We start from the raw sequence: 16,020 nt of genomic DNA on the forward strand, positions 1-16,020 counted from the left end.
CTACGCGCGCATATAGCTCATGGACATTGCCTGCCGAAGCAGCTCGGCCGCATCCGCCTTGCCGGTCTGCGCCTCGTTCGTCTCGGTGTCGGTGCGCTTGCCCATCAGCAGATTCATCAGACCGACCGATTCCGGGTCCTCGTCGCGCGTCAGTACTTGGTTGGCGTAGATGCGCCAGCTCGGATCGCCGAGCGAGGACATGCACACCGCCAGCAGCGCGGTGACGTACGGGCCGAAAGGCGGCTGCAGTTCGCGGCCCTCGAGTTGGCGCAGCAGTTGCGCCGCGTCGGCCATTCGATTGCGGCGAATCAGCAGCCACGCATCGTAAGCATTGAGTTCGACGAAGTTGGGGCGCATCAAGTGCAGCGCCGCGAGCAAGCGGTCCGCCTCGTCCAAGTGCCCCTTGCGCGCAGCCCAGGTCAAGAGCTCGACCAGAGCCGACACCAGCCGGTTGCTGCATGTCGTGAGATTCATCGTTATGCCTCGCGAAGTTCAAAGTCGTTCATCAGGACTCGGGCCGGCGGCGCTCGTATCGGGCGGCGCACAGCCGATGCCCGTAACGTATCCGGCACCGCGCCGCCCGTTCGACGCGGCCGGCGAATTCCCTCGCCCGGGAGCGAACCGCGCACGGCTTGCCGCCCGTTTCGCCGGCCGACGCGCGCTTTCGTCGCTCGCCGGCGTGCGCGACCGCCGGGCGCGCGAGACTCGCGGCCATTCCCAGTGATTGCGCGAAGGCGCAGCCCCAGCCGATGTCCGACGAAAAGACCGAAGAGCCGACAGACAAGAAGCTTCGCGACGCCCGTCGCGATGGCGAGACCGTCAAAAGCCCGGACCTATCGTTTTCGATGCTGCTGATCGCCGCCTCGTTAGGGCTTTCGTTCGCCGGGCCGACCATGGGCGAGCACCTGCGCGCGCTGCTGGGCGTTGCACTCGACGTCCACGCAGTGGGCGAGACGCAGGCCGATCTAGGCCGGGCCATGGCGCGCATCGGCATCCAAGCGCTGTTGTTGTCGATTCCCGTCCTCGTGGCGGTGGTCGCAGCCGTCGTCTCCGTGGCCTCGCAGATCGGCTTCGTCATCTCCTTCAAGCCGCTCGAGCCCAAGTTCAACGCCATCAATCCGGCCTCGGGCTTGAAGCGCATGTTCTCGCTGCGCGCGCTGATCGACCTCGCGAAGATGCTCGTCAAAGCGGCGATCCTAGCGGCGGCCTTGTACAAGACGCTCACGGGGCTGGTGCCGCTGATCGTCGGCGTGGCGTACGAGCCCTTGCCGGACCTGATCGAGCTTTCGTGGTCCACGCTATGCCGCCTGTTCGCCGTGGGCGGCGTGCTCTATCTCGTGCTGGGCGTGGCCGACTACGGCATCCAGAAGTGGCTCTTCATTCGCGATCACCGTATGAGCAAGGAAGAGGTCAAGCGCGAGCACAAGGACGCCGAAGGCGACCCGCATCTGAAAGGCAAGCGCAAGCAGGTGGCCAAGGAGATCGTCGAAGGCAACCCGGAAAAAGCCGTGGCGGGGGCGCAGGCGGTCATCGTGAACCCGATGCACTACGCCGTTGCCGTGCGCTACATGCCCGCCGAGTACGACTTGCCGCGCATCGTGGCGAAGGGCGTCGATGCCGATGCCCTCGAGATTCGGCGCATGGCGCAGCGTCATGGCGTACCGATCGTCGGCAACCCGCCGCTCGCGCGGGCGCTCTATCTCGTGCCGCTCGACGACGCCATCCCCGAACCCTGCTTCAAAGCCGTCGCCGCCGTGCTCGCATGGGTCGAAGACCTGGCAGCCTCGCGGCGGGCCGAAGAGGCCGGCCCGTCATTGCAGAGCCCCGCCGACCCTAGCGATCCCATCCCCCCTCACCGAGGCATACCGTCATGACAAAAAGCGCTTCCCTCTCGAGCGTGTCGCAATACAGCGGGGAAGTCGCGATCGCCGGCGTGATCGTCGCCGTCGTCGCGCTGATGATCCTGCCGCTGCCCACCTTTCTGATCGACACCTTGCTCGGCCTGAACATCACGACGAGCATCGTGCTGCTGATGGTGACGATGTACATCCCCAAAGCTACATCGCTTTCGGCCTTCCCGTCGCTGTTGTTGTTCACGACGCTGTTCCGCCTTTCGCTGAACATCGCTTCGACGAAGTCGATCCTGTTGCACGCCGAGGCCGGCAACATCATCGAAAGCTTCGGCGAGCTCGTGGTGGGTGGCAATCTGGTGGTCGGCCTCGTCGTGTTCCTCATCATTACGACCGTGCAGTTCATCGTGATCGCCAAAGGCTCGGAACGCGTGGCCGAAGTCGGCGCGCGCTTCTCGTTGGACGGTATGCCCGGCAAGCAGATGAGCATCGACGCCGACGTGCGCGCGGGCAACCTGACCGCCGAGCAAGCGCAGAAACGCCGGGCGTTGCTCGCCATCGAAAGCCAACTGCATGGCGGGATGGACGGGGCGATGAAGTTCGTCAAGGGCGATGCGATCGCCGGTCTCGTCATTACGATGGTCAATATCCTCGCCGGCATCGTGATCGGCGTCAGCTATCACGGCATGTCGGCCGGCGAGGCGGCGAATCGCTTTTCCGTGCTGTCGATCGGCGATGCCATGGTGTCGCAAATCCCGTCCCTTTTGATTTCCGTGGCCGCGGGCGTGCTGATCACGCGCGTGGCCGACGAGGACAGCAAGCCGCGCTCGCTCGGCGTGGAAATTCTCGAGCAGCTCTCGGGCAACGCGCGCGCGCTGTTCAGCGCGGCGGCCTTGCTCTGCGGCTTCGCGCTCGTGCCCGGGTTTCCGTCCACGTTGTTCGTCGTGCTCGCCGGCGCATTGACGGCGGCCGCATTCGCGCTGCGCCGCAAGCAGCGCAAAGACAACGAACCGGCTGGCCCGGAACTGCCCGCGCTCACGCGCGAGGGCTCGAAGGAAAACGCGCCGACCATTTCGACCAAGGAACCCGCGTTCGCCGTTCCCTTGGCGATCCGGTTATCCCCGGCGCTCGCCGCGATCATCGACGCCGCCAAACTCGACGAAGCGTTCGAACAAGGACGGCGCGCCCTCACCGCCGATCTCGGCCTGCCCTTTCCACGCACTGCCCTCTGGATAGCCGAGGAGCTCGAAGCGCACAGCTATCAGTTGATCGTGCAGGACGTGCCGTCCCTTCCGGTCGATCTTCCGCCCGGCATGTGCGTGCTGCGGCAAGCGCCCGATACGCTGCGCGCCCAATGCGAGGAGCGCCGCGACGTCGCCGGGCTTGCGCTGAGCTATTGGATCGAGGCTGCAAAAGTGCCGCCCGAGCTCGGCAAAGCGATCGTCAGCCGGGAGACGCTGATCGCGGGCCATGCGGTCGCGCGGCTCGGGGCGGACGCCAAGCTTTTCATCGGGCTGCAAGAGACCCAGTGGTTGCTCGAGCGCGCGGGCGCCGACTACCCGGGGCTCGTGGCCGAGGTGCAGAAGGCACTGCCGGCGCAGCGCATCGCCGAAGTGTTGCGCCGCATGCTCGAAGAGCATGTGCCGATTCGCAACATGCGCGCGATTTTGGAAAGCCTCGTGATCTGGGGGCCGAAAGAGAAAGACCTGCTGATGGTGACCGAATACGTGCGGGGCGACCTCGGGCGCTTCATTGCGCACCTCGCAACAGGCGGCACGGGCGAGCTGCCGGCCATCGTGCTCGATCCCGAAGTCGAGCAGACCATCCGGCAAGCGATCAAGCCGACGCCGGCGGGCAACTTCCTCGCGCTCGAGCCGGCGACCGTCGATACCTTGCTAGGCAATCTCGAAGCGATTTGCGGCGCCGATCCGGTCAGGCATTTGGCGGTCATCGCGGCGATGGACATTCGGCGTTACGTACGGCGAATGATCGAGCAACGCTTGCCGTGGCTGCACGTCTACTCGTTCCAAGAGCTCGGTTCCGACGCGCATTTGACTCCCGTCGGCCGTCTCACGTTCTGATGAGGGAAGGAGCCGTCATGACCGATCGCGTGCGCAACGCCCAGGACATTCGCATCGTGCCCGGCGCGCAGGGCCAGTCTACTGCGACGCCGCGTGCCAGCGCCGCGCCTGCTTCGTCGAATGCGGGCGCCGTGCAGCTATTCCGGATGCTCGCGAGCGCAGCGGGCCTCGCTCCGTCATCGGCCCTCATCGCGCCGGCCGACGACGCGCTGCATGACACGCCTCCCGGCTGCGCGTCGGATACCGAAAGCGCCGCCACCCCCAACGCCGTGCCGAACCTCGCGCTGGAACCTCAGCGGCCACCGAACTCAACGCAGGCGCCTCACGGCGACGCAGCCGCGCACGGCGCGCCAATGCATGCCTCGCTCGGCGCCGCGAACGCCAACGCGCACGCGCGCCGCCAAGCGCGGGACCTCGCCCCGCACGAGCAAGATGCGGCGCTGGGAAAGCAAATCGTGCATGCCTGTGCCGTGGCGGCGCACGCTGATCTTTTCGCCCGCGAGCTGACCGAGCGCATCGCGCGCTTTTGTTCGATGTCGGGCGATGCGAACGACGCATCGTGGGGCGTGACGCTGCCGATGAACCCCGCCGTGCTGCCCGACACGCTGCTTCATCTCCAACTTTCGCCGTCGTCCATTGCAATTCGCTTCGAGACGCAGCATCCGCGTTCCACGCAATTAATCTCAGAGAACACCGACGCCCTGCGCACGCGATTGGCCGAATCGTTGGGCCGCCAAATCGACGTTCAGGTCAGCGCGTGATCCGCTGCATGCCGCGCCGCACGACCCCACGTAATCAGGAGCCGAAGCAAACCATGAACGACGCGTTGCCGACATCGCTGGAAGGCAAACTGCCGCACTATGCGAGCGCGCTGGCGCGACTGACTCGCACACTAGCGCTGCGCCAGGCGACGCATCCGGCAGCGGAATACGGTTTGCGCGTGCTCGGCAATGCCGCGCGCCCATTCGAGCAGCCGCTCACGCTGACGCTGGAGAGCCGGCACGGTCCGATCACCGTCGTAGCCGACGCGACGCGGCATGCAGCGCTGCAAAGCATTGCGCTCGACAGCGAACCTCGGCGCGCCGCCGCGCTCGCCAATATGTGGCTGGCCGCGTGGCTGTCCCGGCTCGATACTGGTGACGGCACGGCCCCTTCGATCAAGTCGATCTCAATCGATGCGCACCCGAGCGATGTCCAAGGCCTGCACCTCGCGCTCGACGCCGTGGGCATCGAAACCACCCTCGCCGTCGCTCATCTGCCTGAAGCGCTCGCAGCCGACCTGGAACGCGCTTGGACGCGCGAACCGGCGCACGCGCCGCTCGACGCCCTGGGCGACATCGTCGTCCCCGTCGCGATCCGCTTGCGCAGCCGCCTATGTTCGCCCGCACTGCTGGCTTCGCTTGGCCGCAATGACGTCCTGCTTGGCTGGCGCCCCGGCCTACCGTTCTCGGAAGGCGGCTCGATCGACCATGCCTCGCTGCGCATCGGCGTGCCGCGCGGCCGCCAATTGCACGCGCGCGTTCGCGTCGATACGTACACCGTTACCTTGGAGACTGCCGTGACCCTCGCCCCCGCCGCCCAGCCGGACACCTTCGACCCGCTCGCCGACGCCTCGGCGGAGCTGGCCGCCGAGCCGCTCGTTCCGGTCGATGCGATCGACTTGCCGGTCCACGTCGAACTCATCGGTGTCAATCTGAGCATCGCCCAAATCGGGTCGCTGCAATCGGGCTATGTGCTCGATCTGCCCTTGCCGCTGGCCGATGCCGCCGTGCGGCTCGTCGCCTACGGGCAAACGCTCGCCTTCGGCAAGCTCGTCGCGATCGGCGACAACCTGGGCGTGCAAATTCACCGGATGGCGGCAAGCGATGAACGGCAATCTTGATGTCGCGTCGCTGCTCGTCGCGCTGCTCGCATTCGGGCTGCTTCCCTTCGCGGCCATGGTCGTCACGTCGTACACCAAGATCGTGGTGGTACTCGGCTTGCTGCGCAACGCGCTCGGCGTGCAGCAGGTCCCGCCGAGCACGGTGCTGAACGGCATCGCGATGATCGTGAGTTGCTTCATCATGGCGCCCGTGGGCATGGAGGCCATGCATCGTGCGCAAGTGTCTAGCGAGCAATCGGCGACGAGCCAAGTGATGCCGATCTTCGATGCCGCGCGCGAGCCGTTCCGCCAGTTCTTGATCAAGCATACGGACGAGCGCGAGAAAGCGTTCTTCATGCGTTCCGCCCAACAGATCTGGCCGGCCGATAAAGTCTCAAGGCTCAAAAGCGACGACCTGGTCGTGCTCGCGCCCGCCTTCACGCTGACCGAACTGACCTCCGCCTTCAAGATCGGCTTCTTGCTGTACCTCGCGTTCGTAGTCATCGATCTGATCGTCGCGAATCTGTTGATGGCGCTCGGCCTTTCGCAGGTGACGCCGACCAACGTCGCCATCCCGTTCAAGCTGTTGCTGTTCGTCTCGATGGATGGCTGGTCGACGCTGATCCACGGCCTGATTTCGACGTACAAGTAAGGAGCCGACGCATGGACGCCGATGCCATCACACGCTTGACCACCGACGCGCTGACACTGTGCCTGCTCGTCTCACTGCCCGCGGTGGCCGTCGCTGCGGTTGCGGGGCTCGTCATCGCCTTTCTGCAGGCGGTCACGTCGCTGCAGGATTCGACCATTTCGCACGGCTTCAAATTCATGATCGTCACCGTCGTCATCATCGTTGCGGCGCCGTGGGGCGCCTCGGCCGTGATGCATTTTGCGCAGTCGGTCATGCGCAGCGTGTTCCCATGAGCATGCGACTGCGCGGCATCGGACCGAATACTGCGCCCGTCGACGACGCGGCCGCGACGTCCGGCGAATCCGGCTTGCCCGGCGCGCAACACCATCGCCAGCATCATCACGTTCACCAGACGCAAAAGAGCGCGAACCGCTCGCGCATGAAGCGGCGGCGCGGCGCGGACTCGCAAGACGGCATCGACGAATCGGGCGCCAGCGAGGAACTGCTGATGATGCTCACCGAGCATCTGCAGAAGCAGAGCGAGTTCGTCATGCGCGTCGCGGATCGCCATCCCGGCGAGCATACGGGCTCGGGCGGAGATAGCCGGGATCGCAACGAAGACGAGGCGACGGCCTCGCGTCCCCCGAAGCGTCTCGCGAGCGCCAAGCGATTCATGTCCGCGGCCAATGCCACCGGCGATGCCGCCCAGGCTCGGGAAACCGCCGAAAGCACCCTGCTGCGCGCGCGCGAGGAGCAGGCCAGCGCCCGCCCGCCGGGGAGCTCGACCTATCTCGTGTTGGCCGCCGTGCGCGACTTCCTGCTGCTGCCGGGCGCCGCCTCGCACGCGTCCGGGGCGCTGGCCTCGATCAGACAGCGCCTTATCGACGCCGTCGCCGTCCCGACGCGACCCGCGCCGGCCCAACAACAGTCGATGAACCTGCTGCTGCCGTTGATGCTGCTCAATCTCGAACGCTCGCGCACCGACACCGAACGCGCGCTCGCAGTCGCCAAGATCAGCTCGCTGCTAGATCGACGCCGGTCCCGCATTTAGACATTTCGCGAAGCGCCGCGCGCCGCGCCCCGCAATACTAGGAGTTCGCTCATGACCAAGGAAATTCGTCTACTCACCGGGCGCCACGCAGGCGCCCGCATAAAGTTGGAACCAACGCAGATGCGCATCGGCAGCGATGACGAAGCGCACATCCAAATCAGCGATTGGGATCAACCCGCCATGCAATTGAGCCAGCACGAAGACGCAAGCGTAACGATCTCGGATGCCGCGCATCCGGGCGACGCGATCGTGCTCGAAGACTTCAAGCCGCGCCGGTTCGGCAATGTCGTGCTCTGCACGGGCGATGCCGACGCGCAATGGCCGAGCGATATCGAGCTGCTCGAAACGTTGTTGGCGCCTGCCGCTCAGCCCACGCCCGACGCCATCGTCGTGCCGGAGCCCTCGGCCGCGAGCGCGACGCCGCCGGCGCCCGCGCCGGGCAAACATCGCCGTGGACTGCGCGTAGCCGGAACCGCCGGCATCGCCGTGCTCGCGATAGGCGGTGCGGGCATCGCGTTGCCCGCGGTGCTGCATCCGCGCATCGATGGCTCGCTGCACGGCGTTGCGCGGCAGCCGAGCGCCGACGATCTGCGCGCCGCGCTTGCCCGGCTGCATCAGCCGGATGTGACGATAACGCCCCAAGGCGGACGCTTCGACGTGGTCGGTCTGGTGCCGGACCGTGCCGGCGAGGCGCTCGTGCGCACGACGCTAGAGACCATCGCGCCGGGAAAGATCATATGGCGGATCGGCTGCGTCGACGAAATTACGCGCGACCTGCAGGAGTCGCTGCACGACCCGGCGCTGCGCGTGCGATACCTCGGCCGGCGCGAGTTCGGCGTGACCGGCGTGGCGAAGGATGCGCATGCGGCGCAGGCGACGCTCATGCAACTGAGCGCCGACCTGGCGCCCATGGTGACACAGGTTACGCAACAGATTGCGCCGGACGAGCGCATGCCGATGCCGGCCACGGTCGAGTCGCTGCTCGCGGTCGACGATCTACAGTATGTCGAAGGCGGTGACGGAACCAAGCAATTCATCGATTCACGCGCAACTGCGCACCCTTTGAACTGAGGACGATCATGTATGACAACCTGACCGACGAAACGATCGATGCGATCGACGCCGTGAAGACGCTGTCGGAACAAAGCGCAGATCAACGCCGTGCGCTCGTGGATGCTGCTCTGGGACTCGATCGCCTAGCTTCCGAGATCGCATCCCGAGCGGTGAAGCTTGCCGATCCCATGATGCGCCAGCAAGCGACGACCGTAGCCGACGGTTTGAACGCCGCCGCGCAGCTTTGCCGCTCGACCGTCGACGCGTGACGTCGGCGGGCGACACGGTGCAGTAGCCGGTTGCATACGCAGCTTTAGCGGCTGTCTTGGTGGCAATCGAAGTAGTAGTTGAAGTTCCAGTTGCAAGCGTCCCGTACGCATGTACGGACGTGTCGTACCCGTGTCCATCAGGCCGCGGCAATCCATCGGCCCCGCAAAGGGCTTCACCTTGACGATTAGGAGTACTGAAAAATGGCACTGAACACTTCTTCTTTCTCGACGGGCGCAACGGTCGGCTCGAACGCTTCGACGATCGCCGAGATGTCGGCCAGCACGGCCAGCTCGATCGCGTTGCAGGATGCGGCCACGCAGATGGAAAACGCGCTCAACAACGACGCGGCCAAGGATCAGCTCGAAGAAGCCGGTCCGAAGAACGCCAAGAGCCTGACGCAAGGCTAAGCGGGATCGAGGGTGCGCTCTCGCGCCGCGCGGGGCGCACCCCTTGGGCACTTCCATCGGGGCGCCTCCCCTTCCCCATGAGCCTCGAACGCCGCAACGAGCTGATCCGCGAACTGTGCGATTTGCGCGGCATCGGCGACGCCGACCGCGTGATCGAGCGCGGTGTCGTCGGCATCGACGACTTCGATGTCGGCATCGACTTCTACGAAGAAGATCCGGCCGCAATCTACGTCAATTTTCAATTCGGCATCGTTTCGGGCGGGCGCACGTTGCGTGTCTTTCGCCTGCTGCTCGAAGCCAACCTTTCGGTCTACGCGCAAGATCAGGCCCAGCTCGGCGTGGAAGCCGAGACCGGCGGCGTCGTGCTCGTCGTGCGCGGCGTGTTGGAAGCCAATTCGAACGGCCCTTGGCTCGTCGAAATGATCGAGCATTACGTGGAGCACGGTCGCTACTGGCGCGAGAACATCCTGCTGTCCGACGACGAAATGTTTCGGCATCTCGCGGACGGCAACTACATCTGGATACGCGCGTGACGCCGAAAACGCAAAGTTCGCCGCCAGGCTGGAAAATTCGTCCGAAGGTCAGCTCGAAAACGCCAGCGGTCGCAAAGTAGAGTCCAACGCTGACGTCGACGAAGCACCTGGAAGCGATCGGCGAAGGTCAGCGCGAAGCGGTACCGCTGGCAGGTATTGGCAGCACAGCAAGTTCGTCGTACCCGTGTCCATCAGGCCGCGGCAATCCATCGGCCCTGTAGAGGGCTTCACCTTGATGATTAGGAGTACTGAAAAATGGCACTGAACACTTCTTCTTTCTCGACGGGCGCAACGGTCGGCTCGAATGCTTCGACGATCGCCGAGATGTCGGCCAGCACGGCCAGCTCGATCGCGTTGCAGGATGCGGCCACGCAGATGGAAAACGCGCTCAACAACGACGCGGCCAAGGATCAGCTCGAAGAAGCCGGCCCGAAGAACGCCAAGAGCCTGACGCAAGGTTAAGCGGGATCGAGGGTGCGCTCTCGCGCCGCGCGGGGCGCACCCCGAATTCGAATACGCGCACTCATGCCCAAAGTCACAAGCTCGACCCCGGCCGGCCACGCGCCGGCAAGCGCCCCCGCGGACGAACCTCGCGAGAGCACGGCGACCTCCCCATCTTCGTCGCGTCGCGCCCGCGATGCCAATCTCGAACCGCTCGCTCGCCGCACCGCATCGAATGCGAATGCCGCCGCTTCTCGCAGACGCGCGAGGGCGCCACAGCAACGCGACGCAGCACAAGCCCCCGAAGACACCACGCCACCCGCGGCTCGAACGCAGCCAGCGCCCAATGCAGCAGACGGCGGCTGGATGAAGCACCTCTGGAAAGGCTACGTCGGCGCGTTGGCGCTCGGGGCCGGTTATGGCGTGTACCACGGCAGGCAACGAGCGGCGGCTGCGGACATGCAAGCGCCAACGCCTAGGCCGAGCAGACCGGCTCCGCCGACGCAATCTGCCGCCCGTGCGCGAGTCGATTTACCGACCCTCTATCAAGCGCGAGCCAACGTGCTCGAACGATACGGCGAGCATATCCCCGCCGACAGCGACTGCCGCTCCATCGAGCCACGCCTTACCTCGCAACTTCCGATGGGCACGCCGGGCCTCACGAACGTGCAATACGTGCCGGGCAGTCTGAGCGGTGCGAAAGTGTTGAGCTTGATGGTGGACAAGACGCTGCCGCGCGAGCTTGGCACGCACATCGCCCAGCACGAGTATCTTCACTGCTTCGCGAACCCGAAGTTTCACGAGCTGATGCTGCGCAGCGGACGCCCCGCGATCGAAGAAGGACTAGCGCAGTACTTCACCGAGCACTTCCCCGAAGCGCAACCCTATCGCGGCACCATGCTCGACAACGGCCCCGCCGGCGCGCGGCTCACCAATGGCAAATCGGGCGTGCAGCTCGCCGCCGAGTTGGAACGCACGGTCGGCAAGGACACGTTGCATAGGGCGTACTTCGGCGGCGAAGCCGATGCGATCGCCAAGATGGCCGATGCGATCTATCAACTCTGGCCCAAAGCGCCAACGCCGGGGGCGTGGCTTCACCTGTCGCGTTGGAACCAAGAGCGGCAACACGCGTTGGCGGAATGCTACGTCGGCGTCGCACTGCTGCACACCGATGCGTTGCCGGACGAAGCGCTCGGTCGCACCTACCCTGTTGGACTGGCGCTGCCGGTCGACAGCTTCTCGCAGATCGGTCGGCAACAGAGGAATCAGTTGCGGGATCAGGCTGCACGAGCGCGCAAGGCGTTGGGGCCCAACGCATTCGATCGCGCGTTTTGCGCAACGAATCCGGCTAAGCAAGAAAAAGCCATGAACAAGCTCGTCGATGAATTGGCGCGCGCGTGGAAGCCGGTATTGATGTGAGCGGCGGTGAGACGAGGCGCCTATGGCGCAGGGTGGGCGGGCGTGCCTGCGTGGCGGGCAGAGCGAACGCGTTGCCCCCACGCGTTGCCGCTCCTTCGTTCTCCCGACGTTGCGCGCCGCGTCGCTCCGGCCGCTCGACGTCGTGACGCTTAGCGTCGCAGGCGCTTGGCGGACGGCTCGGCGGAAGCGGACGGATCTTCGCGTCGTGCCGGCGACGTCGATGGCGATGGCGAAGACGACCGGGAGGACGACGCGGGCGTCGAGTCGTCGCTTTCACCGTCCGATCCCTCTCCTAGCAAAAGTCCGATCACCTCGTGATGCCCCTCCTCTTGCGCATGCGCCAGCGCCTTGTCTCCCGATCGGTCGCGCAATCGCGCATCGGCGCCGCGGTCCAGCAATAGCGCGACTGCTTCGCTGCGGCCGCCACGCGCCGCATGAATCAACGCGCTAAAGCCTCGATCGTCTTGCCGGTCGATGGCGGCGCCGCGATCGAGCAACGCCTCCAACACGTCGGGATTGCCGTCCTGCGCCGCCATCATCAATGCGGTCACCCCGTTGCCGTGATCGTGCTCGAGGTTGGCGCCATGATCGAGCAGCACGTTGATCGCATCGGGATCATCGTGCCTCGTCGCCAGCGCAAGCGCGGTCATGCCATGGATATCTGCGCGCGCGACATCTGCGCCGGCGGTCAACAACGTCTGCAGCGCTTCGACGTGCGCGTTGTCGGCCGCGAACAGCAAGGCACTGCGATCGCGCGCATCGCCGCGCTCGAGGTCGGCGCCCTTCGATACCAGCGTCTTGATGGCTTCGACGCAATTGCGGCTCGCGGCCAGCATCAAGGCCGTTTCCCCATTCGCATTGACGAGGTTGACATCGAGCTTGCCCGCGAGCGCTTCGATGGCCGCGCTGCGATCGTTCATCGCCGCGACCATTACCGCATTGAACCGGCCATCGACCGTGCAATGGATGTCGGCGCCGGCGCCGATCAGCGTTTCGAGCATCGCTGGATCGCCGATCTTCGCCGCCCACAGCAATGCGGTCATACCGCCAGGCCCCACGTGGTCCTGGTTGGCGTGGCGCGCCACGAGTGCCGCGACCGCGGCGGCTTTTCCATGCGCGACTGCGAGCAATAGCGCGGTCATACCCTGGTGGCTCGCTTTCTCCAAATCGGCGCCGCGCGCTGCCAATCTGTCGATCGTATCGGCGTGCCCATTCTGGGCCGCCAGCATCACTGCGGTCATGCCCAGCGATGTCACGTGGTCCAGCGCCGCTCCGCAATCGAGCAACGGATCGATGACCGATGCGTGACCCAATTGACTGGCGCACATCAACGCAGTGACGCCGTGGGCTGTGGATCGATTGGGGTCGACCCGTTGCGCGGCGAGTGCTTGGACCGCGGCGCGCCTGCCGTATCGGGCCGCGACCATGAGCGCGGTGATGCCGGTCGAGGTTGCGTGCTCCATGTCGAAGCCCCTTTGCGCCAGCTCGGCAATGGCAGCCGCGCCGTCGTGCGCCGCCGCGACCAGCAAGACGTCCCAGCCGTTGCTGTCCGTGTGCGTAGGTAACGCGCCGCGATCGAGCAGCGCCGCCATCGCATCGGGCCGATCGTAGGCAGCGGCCAGCAACAGCGCTGTTCGGCCCTGCGGGTCGGTACGCTCGAGATCCGCTCGGCGGTCCAGCAACGCTTGCATCGCCTGCACCTTCCCGGCTGCGACGGCCGCCATCAGCGGGGTTCGGTCGTCGATATTGCGGACATTGAAATCGAGCTTGCCTTCGAGCCGCTCGATCACGGTCAGCATTTGTTGACTGGCGGCGTAGTGCAGCGCCGAATTGCCGTGGCCATCGAAGCCGCGCACCGTTGTAAAACCGCGGGCGAGAAAGGCGGCTACGGGCTCGTCGCCGGCCTTCGTTGCCGCGAGAAACGCCAATTCTTGCTGCATTGCGCCCAGCGCTCGCATTTTTTCCGCGATGCGCGAGAACAGTGCCGGCTCCGCATCGGAGCGGCTCGCACGATAGCGGCGAACCGCCGTATCGCTCAAACGCACGAGCCATGCGAACGGCTCGCTTTCGCTTTCGAGCAGATGCGTCATACGATCGGCTGGGACTTGCGCCAACGCTTCGTCGTCCGTATTGCGCAACGCCGTGACCACCATGCGCGGCGTCAACGCATCGCCCATGCCCGCGAGATCGTCCAGCGTCAGCGAACGGTCCGTCCGGTCCTGCGCGTGATGCACGACGAAGGCTTGATAGGCCAGCTGCAGGATTCGCTCTTGCCCGCTTTCGCGTATGACCGTAACCGGGAATGCGTTGAGCAATCCGCTTTTCACGAGGTTCTCTCCGATTGTCGCCATCAATAGCGCCGGGTCGCGAATCATTCGATAACGCGTCTCCTCATGCTCGTCTTCGTAGCTCGAGAACAATGCGCCGGGCGGGATTACGCCGAATCGCCCGTGCAATTCCGTTAGCGCCCAATGTTCGAACTCCCCGTAGAACGCGAACACTTCTTCGGGGGACAACGGACGATCGGCAACTGCTCGAAAGGCGCCGCGAATCTCGGCTAGGCGGTTTTCCGCGACGTGGTGAACGAGCCGTCCCGGTGTGACCTGTTGCGTCACGTGGCGCTCGCATGCCTCGTGATCGGCATCGGTCAAACCAAGGCTGGCAATGAAGTCGTCGACCGACTCGGTCATGCCGTAGCGCGACGCAAGGTGGTTCCAGAATGCGTTGTGAAAGTGAATCTCGTTGTTTCGATAGTTTTGCCTGAGGCCGAACCGCTTCTGCACGAATTCGAGAATCGATTGGCTCAGCATCTTCTCCCATTCCGAGCGCGCGTTGAATTTCAGGCCGCCCGCGCTTTCGAGCTCCAACAATCGCGCGCGCCTGACCAGTTGATCGATCGCCCCGTCGGCGCAGGCAATGAGCTCGGGCGCCAGGTTTTTGAGCGCAACCTCGCGTCGGTCCTCGCCCACCTGCGGGTTCTCGATGCTGAAGGCCAGTTGTTCGAGCGCTTCCTTGCCCATCGAATGGGCGAGCGCGACCCGCGTGGAAAAGAATCCGGTCGAGCCGGACTCGACACGTTTACCGAATTCATCGATCTGCGCCGACGCGGCGCGGTTCACGGGGTCGTGCTTTCTTTCGAGAAATTGCCGCAGAGAATCGATGCTCTTTCTGATCTGCGTCTTCGACGCGCTATAGTCGGGCGATTGCTCGAAGCTCGCGAAGGTGCCGTGCTTGAGCGCGTCGAAATAGACCGGCGGCTCGCCGTAGCGAAGCGCCGCCCTGGCCCTCACTGCTTCGCGGCTGTGTGCTTGCTCTTCGCCCTGCGGCTCGATTTGGAAGTCGCCGCCTTCCTTGAAGGTGATTTTCATCAACTGCGCGTGATCGACAGCAACGCCTCGCCGGCGCGCCGCGTGAGGCGTTGCAAGATTTGCGAGATCACGATCGCCAACTCGTGTAGGGCGGCGATTTCTTGTTGCAGCAATTGCTGTTGCTGCGTCGGATGCGCCGTCGTGGCCGCGTGCATGGCGTTGACGTGCTCGTGAACCTTTCCGGCTAGATTGGCCAGTTCTTCGCGTGCGCCCTGTAGTTCGGCGGCGCCTTCTAGCTTTGTGCTTTCGGGCTTCGCGCTTTCGGGCTTCGCGCCTTCTGGCTTTGTGCCTTCTGGCTTTGTGCTTTCGGGCTTTGTGCTTTCGGGCTTTGTGCTTTCGGGCTTTGCGCTTTCGGGCTTTGCGCTTTCGGGCTTTGCGCTTTCGGGCTTTGCGCTTTCGGGCTTTGCGCTTTCGGGCTTTGCGCTTTCGGGCTTTGCGCTTTCGGGCTTTGCGCTTTCGACCGCAGGCCTATTCAACGTCACACCGGGCTGGCCGGTCGGCTTGGGCGTAATTGCTTTGAGTGCGGCGAATCGCCGATCCAGATCGAGCGGCAGCGCCGGGCTCGGCAATGCTTGAATGCGTGCCACTTCGCGCGCCGTCGCCGCGGCTTCAGCACGTGCCCGAGCGGCAGCGCCCAGCCGCGGCAATTCGCGAGCCGCCAGTCGCGGTCGCGCCGTACCGGCCCTCGTCAGCGCGGCTCCCGACAGCGCCGATGCCTTGCGTGACGCTAGATCCTGTAACGTCGCGTTCGTTGCGGGCCGCGTCCCCGCTGCGTTCCCGGCCGCTGCGCTAGGCTTGTTCGTGCCGCGCGCGAATCCGATCAGCGACGCGAAGGCTTTGGTGATTTTGGTCATGGCGATACTCCACGTTCATTGCGCTGTGAATCGGCGCCCATTGCATGCAATGCGGACGCGTCCACATGCCGCCACCGCGCGAGCAGATCGACTCGATCCGATCGAATCGGTCCTGAGCAAAAAGCGAATGACCAAGCGAGCGTCAACAGCACGAATTTCCACACCCGTTTCGGGCGCAGACGAGCACGATGCGTTCTCATC

General features: G+C 64.9%; 16 protein-coding genes. 13 read left to right on the top strand and 3 right to left on the bottom strand.

Translation table 11 applies throughout. The features are described from left to right. Window positions 1-474 carry an HrpB1 family type III secretion system apparatus protein gene (locus QQS38_RS15385; protein ID WP_479646238.1) on the bottom strand — a complete coding sequence of 158 codons (474 nt, stop codon included), beginning with the start codon at window positions 472-474 and terminating at the stop codon, window positions 1-3. Between the two features lie 275 nt (window positions 475-749). Between QQS38_RS15385 and sctU the strand changes: the two genes are divergently transcribed. The 13 genes from sctU to QQS38_RS15450 all read left to right on the top strand — a co-directional run bounded on the left by sctU (window position 750) and on the right by QQS38_RS15450 (window position 11,597). Further along, the gene (sctU, locus tag QQS38_RS15390) at window positions 750-1,874 is read left to right on the top strand and encodes a type III secretion system export apparatus subunit SctU (protein WP_479646239.1); all 1,125 of its coding nucleotides are present in this window, start codon (window positions 750-752) and stop codon (window positions 1,872-1,874) included. After that, the gene (sctV, locus tag QQS38_RS15395) at window positions 1,871-3,931 is read left to right on the top strand and encodes a type III secretion system export apparatus subunit SctV (RefSeq protein WP_479646240.1); all 2,061 of its coding nucleotides are present in this window, start codon (window positions 1,871-1,873) and stop codon (window positions 3,929-3,931) included. Before sctU ends, sctV begins: the two co-directional genes overlap by 4 nt. Window positions 3,932-3,948: 17 nt before the next feature. Then, window positions 3,949-4,692, top strand: coding sequence for a type III secretion HpaP family protein (locus tag QQS38_RS15400; RefSeq protein WP_479646241.1), 744 nt, complete (start codon window positions 3,949-3,951; stop codon window positions 4,690-4,692). Between the two features lie 53 nt (window positions 4,693-4,745). Then, the gene (sctQ, locus tag QQS38_RS15405; RefSeq protein WP_479646242.1) at window positions 4,746-5,813 is read left to right on the top strand and encodes a type III secretion system cytoplasmic ring protein SctQ; all 1,068 of its coding nucleotides are present in this window, start codon (window positions 4,746-4,748) and stop codon (window positions 5,811-5,813) included. Next, window positions 5,797-6,444, top strand: a complete 648-nt coding sequence (gene sctR, locus QQS38_RS15410; protein WP_479646243.1) for a type III secretion system export apparatus subunit SctR — start codon at window positions 5,797-5,799, stop codon at window positions 6,442-6,444. The genes sctQ and sctR overlap by 17 nt, the downstream gene beginning before the upstream one ends. Before the next feature lie 11 nt (window positions 6,445-6,455). After that, complete coding sequence (gene sctS / locus QQS38_RS15415; RefSeq protein ID WP_479646244.1) at window positions 6,456-6,716, top strand: type III secretion system export apparatus subunit SctS; 261 nt, start codon at window positions 6,456-6,458, stop codon at window positions 6,714-6,716. 146 nt (window positions 6,717-6,862) lie between these two features. Continuing rightward, on the top strand, window positions 6,863-7,474 hold the full coding sequence (locus tag QQS38_RS15420) for a hypothetical protein (protein WP_479646245.1): 612 nt from the start codon (window positions 6,863-6,865) through the stop codon (window positions 7,472-7,474). A gap of 51 nt (window positions 7,475-7,525) precedes the next feature. Beyond that, window positions 7,526-8,545: an HrpD5 family protein gene (gene hrpD5 / locus QQS38_RS15425; protein ID WP_479646246.1), complete on the top strand. Its 1,020-nt coding sequence runs from the start codon at window positions 7,526-7,528 to the stop codon at window positions 8,543-8,545. Window positions 8,546-8,553: 8 nt separating this feature from the next. After that, window positions 8,554-8,796 (top strand): hypothetical protein, encoded by a 243-nt coding sequence (locus QQS38_RS15430; protein ID WP_479646247.1) that lies wholly within the window; start codon window positions 8,554-8,556, stop codon window positions 8,794-8,796. A 201-nt stretch (window positions 8,797-8,997) separates the two neighbouring features. After that, entirely contained in the window at window positions 8,998-9,204 is a 207-nt protein-coding gene (locus QQS38_RS15435) for a hypothetical protein (protein ID WP_440565154.1), read from the top strand. A gap of 77 nt (window positions 9,205-9,281) precedes the next feature. Beyond that, window positions 9,282-9,737, top strand: a complete 456-nt coding sequence (locus QQS38_RS15440; protein ID WP_479646248.1) for a type III secretion system chaperone family protein — start codon at window positions 9,282-9,284, stop codon at window positions 9,735-9,737. Between the two features lie 255 nt (window positions 9,738-9,992). Continuing rightward, complete coding sequence (locus tag QQS38_RS15445; RefSeq protein ID WP_440565154.1) at window positions 9,993-10,199, top strand: hypothetical protein; 207 nt, start codon at window positions 9,993-9,995, stop codon at window positions 10,197-10,199. 345 nt (window positions 10,200-10,544) lie between these two features. Then, window positions 10,545-11,597, top strand: coding sequence for a hypothetical protein (locus QQS38_RS15450; RefSeq protein ID WP_479646249.1), 1,053 nt, complete (start codon window positions 10,545-10,547; stop codon window positions 11,595-11,597). A gap of 149 nt (window positions 11,598-11,746) precedes the next feature. Here the strand turns inward: QQS38_RS15450 and QQS38_RS15455 are convergent, their stop codons facing one another. Together QQS38_RS15455 and QQS38_RS15460 are read right to left on the bottom strand one after the other, a co-directional pair. Then, a complete protein-coding gene (locus tag QQS38_RS15455) occupies window positions 11,747-14,965 on the bottom strand; it encodes an ankyrin repeat domain-containing protein (protein ID WP_479646250.1) in 3,219 nt (1,072 codons plus the stop codon). Then, window positions 14,965-15,819 (bottom strand): hypothetical protein, encoded by an 855-nt coding sequence (locus tag QQS38_RS15460; protein WP_479646251.1) that lies wholly within the window; start codon window positions 15,817-15,819, stop codon window positions 14,965-14,967. The genes QQS38_RS15455 and QQS38_RS15460 overlap by 1 nt, the downstream gene beginning before the upstream one ends. Window positions 15,820-16,020: the final 201 nt, after the last annotated feature.

It is taken from the genome of Trinickia sp. Z7, assembly GCF_056498045.1.

What these genes read in the sequence shown, in the direction of transcription:
- QQS38_RS15385 (WP_479646238.1), bottom strand. Translation starts at nt 474, where the DNA reads ATGAATCTCACGACATGCAGCAACCGGCTGGTGTCGGCTCTGGTCGAG.
- sctU (WP_479646239.1), top strand. Translation starts at nt 750, where the DNA reads ATGTCCGACGAAAAGACCGAAGAGCCGACAGACAAGAAGCTTCGCGAC.
- sctV (WP_479646240.1), top strand. Translation starts at nt 1,871, where the DNA reads ATGACAAAAAGCGCTTCCCTCTCGAGCGTGTCGCAATACAGCGGGGAA.
- QQS38_RS15400 (WP_479646241.1), top strand. Translation starts at nt 3,949, where the DNA reads ATGACCGATCGCGTGCGCAACGCCCAGGACATTCGCATCGTGCCCGGC.
- sctQ (WP_479646242.1), top strand. Translation starts at nt 4,746, where the DNA reads ATGAACGACGCGTTGCCGACATCGCTGGAAGGCAAACTGCCGCACTAT.
- sctR (WP_479646243.1), top strand. Translation starts at nt 5,797, where the DNA reads ATGAACGGCAATCTTGATGTCGCGTCGCTGCTCGTCGCGCTGCTCGCA.
- sctS (WP_479646244.1), top strand. Translation starts at nt 6,456, where the DNA reads ATGGACGCCGATGCCATCACACGCTTGACCACCGACGCGCTGACACTG.
- QQS38_RS15420 (WP_479646245.1), top strand. Translation starts at nt 6,863, where the DNA reads ATGAAGCGGCGGCGCGGCGCGGACTCGCAAGACGGCATCGACGAATCG.
- hrpD5 (WP_479646246.1), top strand. Translation starts at nt 7,526, where the DNA reads ATGACCAAGGAAATTCGTCTACTCACCGGGCGCCACGCAGGCGCCCGC.
- QQS38_RS15430 (WP_479646247.1), top strand. Translation starts at nt 8,554, where the DNA reads ATGTATGACAACCTGACCGACGAAACGATCGATGCGATCGACGCCGTG.
- QQS38_RS15435 (WP_440565154.1), top strand. Translation starts at nt 8,998, where the DNA reads ATGGCACTGAACACTTCTTCTTTCTCGACGGGCGCAACGGTCGGCTCG.
- QQS38_RS15440 (WP_479646248.1), top strand. Translation starts at nt 9,282, where the DNA reads ATGAGCCTCGAACGCCGCAACGAGCTGATCCGCGAACTGTGCGATTTG.
- QQS38_RS15445 (WP_440565154.1), top strand. Translation starts at nt 9,993, where the DNA reads ATGGCACTGAACACTTCTTCTTTCTCGACGGGCGCAACGGTCGGCTCG.
- QQS38_RS15450 (WP_479646249.1), top strand. Translation starts at nt 10,545, where the DNA reads ATGAAGCACCTCTGGAAAGGCTACGTCGGCGCGTTGGCGCTCGGGGCC.
- QQS38_RS15455 (WP_479646250.1), bottom strand. Translation starts at nt 14,965, where the DNA reads ATGAAAATCACCTTCAAGGAAGGCGGCGACTTCCAAATCGAGCCGCAG.
- QQS38_RS15460 (WP_479646251.1), bottom strand. Translation starts at nt 15,819, where the DNA reads ATGACCAAAATCACCAAAGCCTTCGCGTCGCTGATCGGATTCGCGCGC.